At 49.4% G+C, this 13,265-nt stretch carries 14 protein-coding genes and 4 tRNA genes; 8 read left to right on the plus strand and 10 right to left on the minus strand.

The window, feature by feature from the left end:
- The 3 genes from RNAN_RS13365 to fldA form a co-directional block, all read left to right on the plus strand.
- The coding region (locus RNAN_RS13365) for a DUF2788 domain-containing protein (protein ID WP_237739927.1) at nt 1-207 on the plus strand (207 nt) is incomplete at its 5' end.
- 13 nt (nt 208-220) lie between these two features.
- Nucleotides 221-493 (plus strand): LexA regulated protein, encoded by a 273-nt coding sequence (gene ybfE, locus RNAN_RS13370; protein ID WP_008222641.1) that lies wholly within the window; start codon nt 221-223, stop codon nt 491-493.
- A 14-nt stretch (nt 494-507) separates the two neighbouring features.
- Nucleotides 508-1,038 (plus strand): flavodoxin FldA, encoded by a 531-nt coding sequence (gene fldA, locus RNAN_RS13375; RefSeq protein WP_008222643.1) that lies wholly within the window; start codon nt 508-510, stop codon nt 1,036-1,038.
- A gap of 42 nt (nt 1,039-1,080) precedes the next feature.
- Here the strand turns inward: fldA and RNAN_RS13380 are convergent, their stop codons facing one another.
- Nucleotides 1,081-1,551, minus strand: coding sequence for a DUF4442 domain-containing protein (locus RNAN_RS13380; RefSeq protein WP_008222645.1), 471 nt, complete (start codon nt 1,549-1,551; stop codon nt 1,081-1,083).
- 158 nt (nt 1,552-1,709) lie between these two features.
- On the opposite strand from RNAN_RS13380, the gene fur reads away from it, so the two are divergent.
- Entirely contained in the window at nt 1,710-2,150 is a 441-nt protein-coding gene (gene fur / locus RNAN_RS13385; RefSeq protein ID WP_008222646.1) for a ferric iron uptake transcriptional regulator, read from the plus strand.
- 70 nt (nt 2,151-2,220) lie between these two features.
- On the opposite strand, the gene RNAN_RS13390 is transcribed toward fur, so the two are convergent.
- From RNAN_RS13390 to RNAN_RS13400, 3 genes are all read right to left on the minus strand, one after another.
- Nucleotides 2,221-2,718 (minus strand): GNAT family N-acetyltransferase, encoded by a 498-nt coding sequence (locus tag RNAN_RS13390; RefSeq protein ID WP_008222649.1) that lies wholly within the window; start codon nt 2,716-2,718, stop codon nt 2,221-2,223.
- A gap of 111 nt (nt 2,719-2,829) precedes the next feature.
- On the minus strand, nt 2,830-3,756 hold the full coding sequence (locus RNAN_RS13395; protein WP_008222653.1) for an electron transfer flavoprotein subunit alpha/FixB family protein: 927 nt from the start codon (nt 3,754-3,756) through the stop codon (nt 2,830-2,832).
- Nucleotides 3,756-4,505, minus strand: coding sequence for an electron transfer flavoprotein subunit beta/FixA family protein (locus RNAN_RS13400; RefSeq protein WP_008222655.1), 750 nt, complete (start codon nt 4,503-4,505; stop codon nt 3,756-3,758). The genes RNAN_RS13395 and RNAN_RS13400 overlap by 1 nt, the downstream gene beginning before the upstream one ends.
- 199 nt (nt 4,506-4,704) lie before the next feature.
- Between RNAN_RS13400 and RNAN_RS13405 the strand changes: the two genes are divergently transcribed.
- Nucleotides 4,705-6,339 (plus strand): electron transfer flavoprotein-ubiquinone oxidoreductase, encoded by a 1,635-nt coding sequence (locus RNAN_RS13405; protein ID WP_008222657.1) that lies wholly within the window; start codon nt 4,705-4,707, stop codon nt 6,337-6,339.
- A gap of 324 nt (nt 6,340-6,663) precedes the next feature.
- Nucleotides 6,664-8,748, plus strand: coding sequence for a hypothetical protein (locus RNAN_RS13410; RefSeq protein WP_439645782.1), 2,085 nt, complete (start codon nt 6,664-6,666; stop codon nt 8,746-8,748).
- A 68-nt stretch (nt 8,749-8,816) separates the two neighbouring features.
- Here the strand turns inward: RNAN_RS13410 and RNAN_RS13415 are convergent, their stop codons facing one another.
- The gene (locus RNAN_RS13415; RefSeq protein ID WP_008222661.1) at nt 8,817-9,773 is read right to left on the minus strand and encodes an aldo/keto reductase; all 957 of its coding nucleotides are present in this window, start codon (nt 9,771-9,773) and stop codon (nt 8,817-8,819) included.
- A gap of 96 nt (nt 9,774-9,869) precedes the next feature.
- Between RNAN_RS13415 and rluF the strand changes: the two genes are divergently transcribed.
- Together rluF and RNAN_RS13425 are read left to right on the plus strand one after the other, a co-directional pair.
- Nucleotides 9,870-10,628: a 23S rRNA pseudouridine(2604) synthase RluF gene (gene rluF / locus RNAN_RS13420; RefSeq protein ID WP_008222664.1), complete on the plus strand. Its 759-nt coding sequence runs from the start codon at nt 9,870-9,872 to the stop codon at nt 10,626-10,628.
- 11 nt (nt 10,629-10,639) lie between these two features.
- Nucleotides 10,640-12,079 (plus strand): SLC13 family permease, encoded by a 1,440-nt coding sequence (locus tag RNAN_RS13425; RefSeq protein WP_008222665.1) that lies wholly within the window; start codon nt 10,640-10,642, stop codon nt 12,077-12,079.
- 80 nt (nt 12,080-12,159) lie between these two features.
- Here the strand turns inward: RNAN_RS13425 and RNAN_RS13430 are convergent.
- From RNAN_RS13430 to pgsA, 5 genes are all read right to left on the minus strand, one after another.
- Nucleotides 12,160-12,235: transfer RNA gene (locus RNAN_RS13430), tRNA-Gly, on the minus strand.
- Nucleotides 12,236-12,256: 21 nt separating this feature from the next.
- Nucleotides 12,257-12,343 (minus strand) — tRNA-Leu (locus RNAN_RS13435).
- Between the two features lie 38 nt (nt 12,344-12,381).
- Nucleotides 12,382-12,455: transfer RNA gene (locus tag RNAN_RS13440), tRNA-Cys, on the minus strand.
- Between the two features lie 30 nt (nt 12,456-12,485).
- Nucleotides 12,486-12,561, minus strand: a tRNA-Gly gene (locus RNAN_RS13445).
- 135 nt (nt 12,562-12,696) lie between these two features.
- Nucleotides 12,697-13,251, minus strand: a complete 555-nt coding sequence (gene pgsA / locus RNAN_RS13450; protein WP_008222667.1) for a CDP-diacylglycerol--glycerol-3-phosphate 3-phosphatidyltransferase — start codon at nt 13,249-13,251, stop codon at nt 12,697-12,699.
- Between the last annotated feature and the right edge of the window lie 14 nt (nt 13,252-13,265).

Consider the following 13,265-nt stretch of genomic DNA (forward strand, 5'->3'; position numbering starts at 1 on the left):
GAGCTCGTTATGTCTTTTGAGCAGTTTGAGACACTGAGTTTATGGCTTGGCCTGGGGATTTTGTATGTTTTTATCGTACTGGCTATTCACGACGTACTGAAAAAAAGCAAGGCACCCAAACTGGGGCAATTCTTTGTCTGGCTGGTACTGTTTTTATCACCGGCGGTATTTATTATCAAAAGCATAGTGCCCTATTTTCTTGAGTAGTAAGGTTGGTTAAATGGCGAAGATTGCCACTGATCGCACTACGATTGATTTGTTTGCACAGGATAAGCGCCCGGGTCGGCCAAAAACCAACCCTCTGCCCCGGGAAGAGCAACTGAAACTGAATAAGCGCAACCAGATCAAGCGTGATCGCAGTAAAGGCTTAAAACGCATTGAGTTTAAAGTGTCCGACCAACTGTATAACGCCTTAAGTCAGCAGGCTGAGCAAGCCAACCTGACCCGCAGCGCGTATATAGAGCAGATTCTGACGCAAGTTTTAACCAGGTAAGAAGGTTAGATTGAATGGCAACTGTAGGCATTTTTTTCGGTAGTGATACCGGTAACACTGAACATATCGCCAAGATGATCCAGAAAGAGCTGGGTAAACACTTGTTTGACGTGCGCGATATCGCCAAAAGCAGCAAAGAAGATATCGCTGCGTTTGATTTATTGCTGCTGGGTATTCCTACCTGGTATTACGGCGAAGCCCAGTGCGACTGGGATGATTTTTTCCCGGAGCTGGAAAACATCGACTTTAACAACAAGCTGGTGGCCATTTTTGGCTGTGGTGATCAGGAAGACTATGCTGAGTATTTCCTCGATGCGATGGGCACGCTGCGCGATATTATCGAGCCTAAAGGCGCCATCATTGTTGGTCACTGGCCTACCGCAGGCTACAACTTTGTGGCATCTAAGGCCCTGGTAGATGATAAGCATTTTATCGGCCTGGGCATAGACGAAGACCGCCAGCCAGAGCTGACCGAGCAGCGGGTTAAGCAGTGGTGTAAACAAATTTACGACGAGATGAGCCTAAAAGAGTTCGAAGGGTTGTAATACAGAGAAACCGGCAGTTTGCCGGTTTTTTTATTCGCGCTATTAGCCTGGCCGGTATTTGGCTTTTTTGCGTACATATAAAGTGCGGTTTACTTCAGCGACGATCTGGCCAGTGTGGTCTTTAATATGCACCAGAAACTGCGGAAAATGCTTGTCGCCCGACTCGGTGGCCGCTTTAATGGCATCCACGCTGGCATCTGACAGCCAAAACTCAGCGCTGAGACGGCCTTTACCCGGCTTAATAAAGTCGATATCGGCTTGCTTGTCCCACACCAGATACTCTTTGCCCAGCGCGCCCATCAGCATTAATGGGTATATAGGATCGGTCATCGCAAACATGCTGCCACCAAACTGAGTGCTATTAATGTTGCGCGTCCAGGGCCGGGCTTTTAATTCTACCCGGCAGTAGTGGTAGTCGTTGCCAAGCTCTACCACTTTAATGCCGGGAAAAAAGAACGGTGGCCAAAAGTTTAATAAGTGCCGCATTACAGCGGGGTTAAATGCCCATTTCATCTAAAATACTCTGGTATGACCTGTTTTACCTATTGTACTTTGCTGTGTTCTGCACACAAGTGGCGACAGGCTTAACCGCTTAACTATTTTTGCCATTTCATTCTGTGGCTAATGTCTTTATAATCTTTGGCATATCAAATTTACGAGTATCGATAGCTATGTCAGATCACAACAGCGAATTACGTAAAGCCGGCCTTAAAGTGACATTGCCGCGGGTAAAAATTCTGGAGATCCTGCAGGATCCGAAGAATCAACACATCAGTGCCGAAGACGTATACAAGCTGTTACTGGAAATTGGCGAAGACATAGGTCTGGCTACGGTATACCGGGTACTTAACCAGTTTGATGATGCCGGCATTTTAACCCGCCACCACTTTGAAGGCGGCAAATCGGTATTTGAACTGACCGGCGGCAGCCACCACGATCATCTGGTGTGCCTGAAGTGCGGCAAGGTGATTGAGTTTGAAGACGACGTGATTGAAGCCAAGCAACTGGAAATTGCCGAGAAAAACGGCATTAAGCTGACCCATCACAGCCTGTACCTGTACGGCGAGTGTAAAGATACTGTGCAGTGTAAGAAAAATAGTGAAGCCAACTAAGGCTGACTAACACAAACAAAAGGCACCCTCAGGTGCCTTTTGTTTTAACACCTCGCAGGTAGTAACCTGCTTAAACAGCTGCGCTGTTAATACGCGCCATACACAAGGCGCTGACATAGTTACCGTACTGAAAAGCAAAATCTGACAGCTCGGCTTCCACTTCAAAACCAAAGCGCTCGTATAAGGCTATGGCGACTTCGTTGCTGCTGTACACCGTAAGCTCCAACCGGCGGATATTCAGCCATTGATCAGACAGCTCTAACGCTGAGCGCAGCAATGCCGAGCCAATACCCTGGCCCTGATAATCTTCTGCCACGCCCATGCCCAGCTCGGCCACATGCCGGCGTCTGGGGTTTTGACACACCTGCAGCCCCAACTGCCCCACTACTTTGCCCTCAAGCTCGGCCACCAGGTTATAGAAACCCGCACCGGCGTTATACAACCTTTGCCAGTTCGCTACCGGCTGATAAGGCAGTTGTAGCGTATTGGCATACACACTGGGCTGGTCGTAAATAGCTTTAATGGCATCAATATCAGCAGGTTCAGCATGGCGGATCAGAACGGGCATAGCGGCTTCCTTGTAATGGTCGGTGTTTATCTTAAGCGGCTAACAGCTAAAGCAACAAGAGGCAGGCATAAAAAAGCCGGCATGACGCCGGCTAATATCATAAGCTGCGCTTTACAGCTGCTGCTCCAGCTCTGGCAGCACAGTAAATAAATCGGCCACCAGACCGTAATCAGCTACCTGGAAAATCGGCGCTTCGGCGTCTTTGTTAATGGCAACGATCACTTTAGAGTCTTTCATACCGGCCAAATGCTGAATGGCGCCGGAAATGCCGACCGCGATATACAGTTCAGGCGCGACGATTTTACCGGTTTGTCCAACCTGCATATCGTTTGGCACAAAGCCGGCATCGACAGCTGCGCGTGAGGCGCCAATAGCCGCGCCCAGTTTATCGGCAATACCGTTTAACAGCGCAAAGTTCTCGCCATTTTGCATACCACGACCGCCGGAAATTACCACCCGCGCCGCGGTCAGCTCTGGCCGCTCTGATTTGGTCAGCTCTGCACTGACAAAGGCTGAAACGCCAAGATCGTGTACTGCAGATAGTGCTTCCACTGGTGCCGCGTTACCGATTTTAGCAGCGGCAAAGGCAGCCGGACGTACCGTCAGCACCTTAATTGCATCGGCGGATTTTACGGTGGCGATGGCATTACCGGCATAAATCGGCCGCACAAAGGTGTCGGCGCTTTCAATGGCAATCACATCGGAGATTTGCGCCACATCTAACAGTGCCGCCACCCGTGGCAGGAAGTTTTTACCTGTGGTGGTGGCCGCCGTTAAAATATGGCTGTAGTTTTTGCCCAGCTCAGCAACCAACGCAGCGATATTTTCTGCCAGCTGATGTTCGTATGCGGCATTGTCAGCCACTAATACTTTGTCAACACCGGCAATGGTTGCCGCTTCATTGGCTGCTGCGGCGCAGTTAAAGCCTGCGACCAGAACAGTGATATCTGCACCAATGGCTGTTGCTGCCTGTACGACTTTATGCGTTTCCGCTTTCAGGCTCTGATTGTTATGTTCTGCAATGAGTAAAATCGCCATTAGATCACCTTCGCTTCATGCTTTAATTTATCAACCAGCTCTGCTACCGACTCAACTTTAATACCGCCCTGACGTACGGCTGGCGCTGTAACTTTAAGCACGCTTACCGCCGAGCTCAGCGACACGCCATAGCTGTCGGCGGCTTTAACCTCTAATGGTTTTTTCTTTGCTTTCATAATATTGGGCAAGGAGGCATAACGCGGCTCGTTTAAACGCAGATCGGTAGATACCACCGCTGGCAATGTCAGCTGTACGGTTTGCAAACCACCGTCTATTTCCCGGGTTACCGCGACTTTACCAGCAGATAAGGTAACTTTTGATGCAAAGGTCCCCTGCCCCATGCCGGTCAGTGCCGCCAGCATTTGGCCGGTTTGGTTGTTATCGGAATCAATCGCCTGCTTGCCTAAAATCACCAGGCCTGGCTGCTCATCTGCCACTACCTTGGCCAGCAACTTTGCTACCTGCAGTGAATCCAGGTTTAGCTCAGTGTCAATATGCAGCGCACGGTCGGCACCCAGTGCCAGTGCGGTACGCAGCTGTTCTTGCACAGCACTGCTACCGATTGATACCACCACCACTTCAGTGGCGCTACCGGCTTCTTTTAATCTGACGGCTTCTTCTACGGCGATCTCACAAAACGGGTTTAAGGCCATTTTGACGTTCGTGAGGTCGACCCCCGTCTGGTCGGCTTTTACCCGCACTTTTACGTTGTAGTCTATTACCCGTTTTACCGGTACCAGTATTTTCATAAGTTCCTCGTTCTTGTGCCGTGCCCTGCCATAACATCTGCCAGGTTTACGTTAAGGTAAAGCTATAATAGGTTATTGAGCGTCAATCTACTTACTGTTGACGTTAACGTCAACCTGCAATACCCTAAAGGCCCCGATAAAAGCGGCGTCTGCTGTAAATATTAAACTCCAAGAGGTCAGTGCTGTGGAAAGAGAATCAATGGAATTCGATGTAGTGATTGTAGGCGCCGGCCCGGCCGGTTTAGCCACCGCGATCCGCTTAATGCAACAGGCAAAAGCCGCCAACACAGAACTGACCGTGTGCGTCGTAGAAAAAGGCTCTGAAGTCGGCGCCCATATTTTATCCGGTGCCGTATTTGAACCGCGCGCATTAAACGAATTACTGCCCGACTGGCAGCAACACGGCGCTCCGCTAACGGCAGCAGTTAGTCAGGATGATATTTACCTGTTTAAAAATGCTGAGCAGGCCAGCAAACTACCGGGCTTTATGGTACCCAAAACCATGCATAACCACGGCAACTATATCGTCTCTGTTGCCAATTTATGTCGCTGGCTGGCGCAGCAGGCAGAGCAGTTGGGCGTGGAGATTTTCCCCGGTTTCGCTGCCAGCGAAGTGCTGCTGGAAGATAACGTGGTAAAAGGCATTCTGATTGGCGATATGGGGCTGGATAAAGACGGCAAGCCTAAAGACAGCTTTGTACCGGGCATGGAGCTCAGGGCTAAATACACGGTATTTGCTGAAGGCTGTCGTGGCCATTTGGGCAAGCAGTTAATCAAACAGTTCGCTCTGGATGAAGGTAAATCACCGCAACATTACGCGCTGGGCTTTAAAGAAATATGGGACGTGCCTGCACAGCAGCATAAGCAAGGCTTAGTAGTACATTCCGCCGGCTGGCCGCTCACCAATGACACCAGCGGCGGCGGTTATTTGTACCATGCTGAGAACCAGCAAATTGTGGTAGGCCTGATTGTCGATTTAAACTACAGCAACCCACATTTAAGCCCGTTTGAAGAGTTTCAGCGTTACAAACAGCACCCGGTCATTAGCCAGTATCTGAAAGGCGGTAAGCGGGTGAGCTACGGTGCCCGCGCCATCGCCAAAGGCGGTTTAAACAGCCTGCCTAAAATGAGCTTTAACGGTGGCTTACTGGTGGGTTGCGACGCCGGCACGCTAAACTTTGCCAAAATAAAAGGTAACCATACCGCAATGAAATCCGGCATGTTGGCGGCTGAAACCCTGTTTAGCGCCCTGTCACAAGGTGATGAAGGCGGTAACGATTTAACCGGCTTTGCCGAGGCGATTAAAAACAGCTGGCTGTACGATGAGCTATACCGCTCGCGTAATTTTGGCCCGGCACTGCATAAATTCGGCACCTTCTGGGGCGGTGCCTTTAACACGCTGGAGCAAAACTGGTTTGGCGGCAAGCTGCCTTTTACCCTGAAAGACGACAGACCGGACCATGCCCAGTTAAAACTGGCCAGTGAAGCGCCGGTAATAAACTACCCTAAGCCGGACAATGTGCTAAGTTTTGACCGCCTATCGTCAGTGTATTTATCTAACACTAATCATGAAGAAGAGCAGCCTTGTCATTTAAAACTCAAGGATGCGCTGATTCCCATTAACGTTAACCTGCCTAAATACAATGAACCGGCACAGCGTTACTGCCCGGCAGGTGTGTATGAAATTGTGCAGGATGAAAACAACGAACCGCATTTTCACATTAATGCGCAGAACTGCATTCACTGTAAAACCTGCGATATTAAAGATCCGGCACAAAACATTACCTGGGTAACGCCGGAAGGTGCCGGCGGCCCGAACTACCCCAATATGTAACGGCTATGTCTGGCCTGCTTAACACTAAGCAGGCCAACATTCTCTAAGCTATTGTTTTAGCTTGCGCTATTATTATGTCTCCTGCTCAATAATCTGCTTACTTTTTTCATTATTTGATTGCCTTAATTTTCTGCAGCAACTACCTTTAGTACTGACCGTTATGCAATATTGTGCAGTAATGCCTCGACAGAGACAGGAAGTAGCCTAATGACCAATAAAATAAAAACCGAGCTGACACCACAAGATGATGTAGTGGTGGTAAAAACCGCGCTAAAAAAATCCACGGCCTCTACGCTGCCACCGTCTTTTGCCAGTGACCGTTACATGTACTTTACCGAACGCGACCTGAACAAAATTCTGACAAATTTAGATGCACTGCGTAGCAGCGTGTTTCCGGCGCCTAACCCGGATAATGAAATTCAAAGCCGTAAACAGCAGCATTTTCCATCGGTGTGTTTAATTGGCTTGGGCCGCTGCGGTTCAAATATCGCGCTGGATGTGGCTTCACTGGTGTATAACGCGCGCAATTTCTACTTAAATGAATTTAATAACGAAGAAAAGCAAAACCGCGAGCAGGAATACCGGCCCATGCGCTGGATAAAACGCAGCCTGCATTTAGCCACTGAGCAAGCGATTAAGCCGGTGTTTTTAATTGAACCGCTGGTGATGTTAGGCGATTTGGACAAAGACATTGAAGGCCGCATTCGTTTTTCCCATAAAGGTGAAAAAAGCGGCTTTTTACATGACTACACCAAAATGAAAATTATGGATCTGTCTGAAGTGCATGCCGGTGGTGCCGGTAATGCGCCTATTCTGGGCCAATATCTGGCCAAGATTATCCTCAATAAAGACACCCAACGCTTTGCCAACGCCGATTGGAAGTTTATTCACTCCTACCTTATTGATTCTTGTGGCATTAAAGCTAACCAATCACGGCTGTATTTTTATATTTTCAGCGCCGGTGGTGGCACTGGCTCCGGGATGGCATCGGAGTTTGGCCTGGCGCAGCAATACGCGTACATGAGTAAAACCTTTGACACCCGGATGATGGCCGAAGATGAAGAAAACCGCGGTCATTCATTTGTGTTTGAACCTATATTTACCAGCGGTATTTGTATCCTGCCGAACATTTCAGACCATGGTGTTGAGATGTCAGAAGCATTGCACATTAACGCCGGGCGCTTACTGTGTAAATATCTGGCCGAAGAGTGGGACTTCTCTTACAACTTTGATAACGAAGACAGCAGCGAGTCCAGCGTAATGCACCGCATCCGGCCCTGGAATGCGATGATGCTGATCTCAAACGACATTATGCGCTACGCCGAAGAAACCGATGACGGCGGTATTCAGCATATTGATGTTAATGCCATGGAGAAGTACGCCAACCAGTACATCTCGCAGCAGATCTTTAATATCTTAACTGCCCAGGCGGTGACCACCGATTACGACGAAAACTATTTCCGCCGCGCCGGCATTGATATCGGTGAGACTATACGGCTGGATGCCAATGATTTATTTATGAGCCTGGCAGGCCCTGTTGCCGTAGCTTATGCCGAATCGGTGGTACCGACCGACAATGGCGGTGAAAAGCTTAAATTGTTTGATAAAGGCACGACGGGGCTGAATATCGACGATCTGTTTTTCCGCTCAATTGACTTACCACATTTTAATAAGGTAACCCAGGCGATTGAAGGCATCAGCCTGCTGCCTATTGAATCGGGCCGCTACCGCGAAACCTTAGCCAACTATGTGAAAAACGGCTATAACGCAGGCGAGCTTAAAGATCTGCACTTCTTTAAAAACTGCTCGTCGGTGGTGTCTATCGTGTCGCTACCAAAAGACTATAAATTGTCTTACATGGATTTAAACCGGCTGAAGTCCCACTTAAATGCGCTGTTCCCCAACACCACGTTAAAGCGTTATGCGCTGGTCATTGGCGCTTCTGCCAATATTTCACTTACTACGCTGATCGTGAAAAGCCCTTGTCTGAGCGACGATTTCTTAACGCTGATTGTGGCCTTTATTAAGCGCTGCTTTGCCAAAGACAATTTCCGCTTTGATGAGCAGCTCGATAAAGCCATGCTGGACTTTATCCGCGCCGACGAGTTTGATGAACAGCGGCTGGATGATATGCTGCATGAGTTTGAAAACCCGGCCAAAATTCTCGATACCAACTGGTATGCCATTAAGCCGATGTACGAGAAAAAATACCGTGAGCTTATTCACAACAAAGACAAGTTTGTCTCGATTAACGATATTCGTTTAAGCCGTGACAGTGTGAAAAAGGCCATTAAATACCTGCGGGAAATTTACCGGCATAAAATCAGTAAAACCAAAGTTATATCGCTTAATAATACAGCGACAAGCAAACAAAGCAGTAAAACGCCTCCTCAGAATGAGGAAAAGTAGATTAAATAAGTACAGTGTTTTAACTGCTAAAAACAGACCCGCCAGCCGGGTCTGTTTTTTTATCTGCCTTAAGGTAAAGCGTGGCCACGCCGGCTAACGTACAGCTGATACCAATGCTCGCGGCTAAGGCTAATACCCACCGCCTCTGCGCAAGCAGCAATGCGTGCAGGCTTAGTGGTGCCAATAACCGGTTGCACGCGCCCTGGGTGTCGCATCAACCAGGCCAGCACTATGGCTTCACGGCTGCAGCTATAGTGCTCAGCCAACTGGGCCACCAACAAGGCTGTCGCCTGATCTGTTGGCTGCGGCTGGTCACTGCTGTAACGGCCCTGCGCCAGGCTGCCCCAACTTTGTAGTTGCACACCGTGCAGCGCGCAATACTCCAGCGTGCCATAACCAAAATGATGCTGGGCACCTTGCGCCATACCGGTCAGCACGGTTTCTTCCAGCCAGTCGATGTCGGCCAGGCTCATTTGCAGCTGATTAACCAGCAGCGGCTGTGCCAGCGCTTGCTGCAAGTATTGCATTTGTGCCCAGCCCATATTGGACACGCCAAAATGCCTTACTTTGCCCTGCTGACACAGCTGCTCAAACGCCTGCGCTACTTCATCAGGCTGCATTAACGGATCGGGCCGGTGCAACAACAAAATATCAAGATAATCCGTTTGTAAGCGACGCAGGCTTTGCTCAACACTTTGCATAATATAGGCCGCAGAAAAGTCATAACGGCCGGGCCCCTGTGCATCGGCAAAACGGATGGCGCATTTGCTTTGAATAAACAGCTTGTCACGCTGCTGTGGTGCCTGTTTCAGATAATCACCGAACACTTGCTCGGCTTTGCCCAGGGTATAAATGTCGGCATGGTCAAAAAAATTAATGCCGTGCTCCAGCGCGGCGTCTATGGCTGAAAACGCCTGCTGACGCTGCCCGGCTGTGGTGCTCTGGTTATCCCAGCTGCCGCCAAAACCCATACAGCCCAGCACCAGTCGGCTGATGCCGGGCAACTGTTTTGCTAATGCTAACATCACAATCTCTGTTGGTTAAAACAGCGCTCAGTGTAGCGAAAAAATGGCTAAACCCCTACACTATAGCCACTTTATGTTTTGGGATGAGCACAACCAATGTCTGAACTGCCGCTATACCGGTTAAATAAATTTATCAGCGATACCGGCATTTGCTCGCGCCGTGAAGCCGACAAATATATCGAGCAGGGTCAGGTTAGTGTAAATGGATTAATTGCCAGCGTGGGCACTAAAGTCAGCCGGCACGATACCGTACTGATTAACGGCAAACCGCTGCCAGATAAACCGAAACGGGTCTATCTGGCTTACCATAAGCCGGTTGGCATTACCTGCACCACAGAGCGACATATTCAGGGCAATATTATCGATGCGATTAAATATCCCCAGCGCATCTTTCCTATTGGCCGGCTGGATAAACCGTCAGAAGGCTTAATATTTCTGACCAATGATGGCGATATCGTTAATAAAATCCTGCGCGCGGGCAATGCGCACGACAAAGAATATGTGGTAACCGTGAATAAACCAATCACAGAGCGTTTTATTCAGCAAATGAGCAAAGGCGTGCCAATATTAGACACTGTTACCCTGCCCTGTGTGGTGACGCAAAAATCGAAACAAAGCTTTAGCATCATATTACAGCAAGGGCTAAACCGGCAGATCCGCCGCATGTGTGAATATCTGGGCTATGAGGTACAAACCTTAAAACGCACCCGCATTATGCATATCCGCCTGGCGGGGTTAAAAGCCGGCCAGTGGCGTCTGTTGGACGATATCGAAATAAAAATGCTGGAAGCGCAGTTATTGGACTCGAGTAAAACCGCCGGTTTTACTGCCCCCGCCGATAGCTTTGAAGACTAACAGGCAGGCTAATGAGCAGCATTAAATTGCCATTCTATGTAAATTTACTGGCCGGGCCGTTACTGTTTCTGGCCGTGCTATTTAGCGAGCCTCTGTTTGCCGGCATGTCGGATAACGCCTGGCTAATAACGGGGTTAACCGCCTGGATGGCCTGGTGGTGGATAACCGAGCCCGTGCCTATCCCGGTTACCGCTTTACTGCCAATAGTGTTGGTGCCGCTGCTCTCACTGGATAGCATCGGCAATGTCACCGCCCCCTACGCCCATCCGCTGATCTTTTTGTTTCTCGGCGGCTTTATGTTGTCTATTGCTATGGAGCGTTGGAACCTACATAAACGTATCGCCTTGTGCACCATGCTGCTGGTAGGCAGTAAACCCAGTCAGCAAATTGCCGGCATTATGCTGGTCACCGCATTTTTATCCATGTGGATGTCAAACACCGCCACCGCCGTTATGATGCTGCCTATTGGCTTATCTATTATTGCCATGCAGCAAGAGCAAGGCGTGACTGACGACAAGTTTGCCAAAGCCACCCTGCTGGCCATTGCCTATGCCGCCAGTATCGGCGGCGTTGCCACCCTGATTGGCACGCCGCCTAATGCGTTACTGGCAGCCTATCTTGAGCGTACTTATCAGATACAACTGAGCTTTAGCGACTGGATGTTATTTGGCGTGCCGCTGTCAGCCAGCCTGTTGCTGGTATGCTGGTTTTGGCTCACTCAGCTGCATTTTAAGCTCAATAGCAGCAAAGCCGTTGACACTAAAGCCTTGTACCGGCAAAAACTGTCTGCCCTTGGCACTATGCAAAGCGCAGAGAAACTGGTGTTATTGATCTTCACTCTGGCCGCGCTTAGCTGGATGTGTCGCAGTCCATTAAGCCGCCTGACGGGAATTGCCCTGGATGACACCTTAATTGCGATCTGTGCTGCCAGCTTGCTGTTTATTGTGCCGGTATCATTAAAAACCGGCCAGCGCATTTTACAATGGCAAGACTGCCAGCAATTACCCTGGGGCGTACTGCTGCTGTTTGGCGGCGGCCTGACCCTGGCCGGACAAATAGATAATTCTGGTTTATCAGCCTATATCGCCGGGCAAATTGGTCAGCTGGGCCAGCTTAACTTGCTGCTGCTGATTGTACTGGTCACCACAGTCATTATCTTTTTAACCGAAATTACCAGTAACACAGCAACCGCAGCGGCGTTCTTGCCACTGTTGGGGCCTGTCGCCGTATCGCTGAATGCACCTGCGGCTATGCTGGTGATCCCGGCGGCAGTGGCAGCCAGCTGCGCCTTTATGATGCCGGTGGCCACACCACCCAATGCAATTGTATTTGCCTCAGGCAAGCTGAAAATTATCGATATGGTAAAGGCCGGTCTGGTGCTTAATCTGGCAGGTATAGGCCTGATCACGCTGGCGGTGTGGTTTTTAGCCCAGCGCATTTTTACGTTTTAATGCTAATTTTCACGCTGTAACGCGATGGACAAGCTGTTGAAAAACAAAAACGCAGCCATCAGGCTGCGTTTTTGTTTGTTTGGAGCGAGTAACGAGGTTCGAACTCGTGACCTCGACCTTGGCAAGGTCGCGCTCTACCAGCTGAGCTATACTCGCATAAATCTGGTTAGTGTCTAATGGTGCCCGGGGCCGGACTTGAACCGGCACGGGGTTTCCCCCGAGGGATTTTAAATCCCTTGTGTCTACCGATTTCACCACCCGGGCAGACAACTTTTCTGTGTAGCAACGTTTTAGCTATGTTATGGAGGCGGGTCCCGGAGTCGAACCGAGGTGGACGGATTTGCAATCCGCTGCATGGCCACTCTGCCAACCCGCCAAACAAGCAATTTATACTCTTTGTAAGAGTTGGAGCGAGTAACGAGGTTCGAACTCGTGACCTCGACCTTGGCAAGGTCGCGCTCTACCAGCTGAGCTATACTCGCATGCTTTTGGCCATCTGCCTTAACACGAGACGCATTCTACTGTTTTAATTGTGTCAGTCAATAATAAATTTTTTCTTTTACAACTGACTGATTAAAATTTGACTGCATTGGTTTAATTAGCAGCAAAAACAGCGATTAATGCACCAGATCGCGCCAGGCAGCCTTTAAATACACCGCCATAGACCACACCGTTAATACCGTAGCGACATAAAGCAGCAGCATACCGGCCGGCGTAAACCAACTGACCAGCCAGTGCTCTGGCCGCCAGATCAAACCAATTAATGCCAGCATTTGGGCAATGGTTTTATACTTGCCCAGATTGGACACAGCGACATTGGCCCGTTTACCCAATTCAGCCATCCATTCGCGTAGCGCTGAAATAACAATCTCCCGGCTAATCATAATAATGGCCGGTACCGTTACCCATAACGACAGGCTATCGACAGCAATCAGTACCAGCGCCACAGCCACCATCACTTTATCGGCGACCGGATCTAAAAAGGCACCAAAAGGCGTAGATTGCTGTAACCGCCGGGCCAGGTAACCGTCCAGCGCATCGGTAATAGCGGCTAAGCAAAACACAAAAGCAGCCCAAAAACGGGCATGTTCAATACCAGAATAAAAACAAAGAATAAAAACCGGAATTAAGCACAGGCGAAACAGGGTTAACAGATTGGGGATATTCCACATCTTAGAATTCTCTA

Origin of the sequence: Rheinheimera nanhaiensis E407-8 (assembly GCF_000296695.1) — a bacterium.
Lineage (GTDB): Bacteria > Pseudomonadota > Gammaproteobacteria > Enterobacterales > Alteromonadaceae > Alishewanella > Alishewanella nanhaiensis.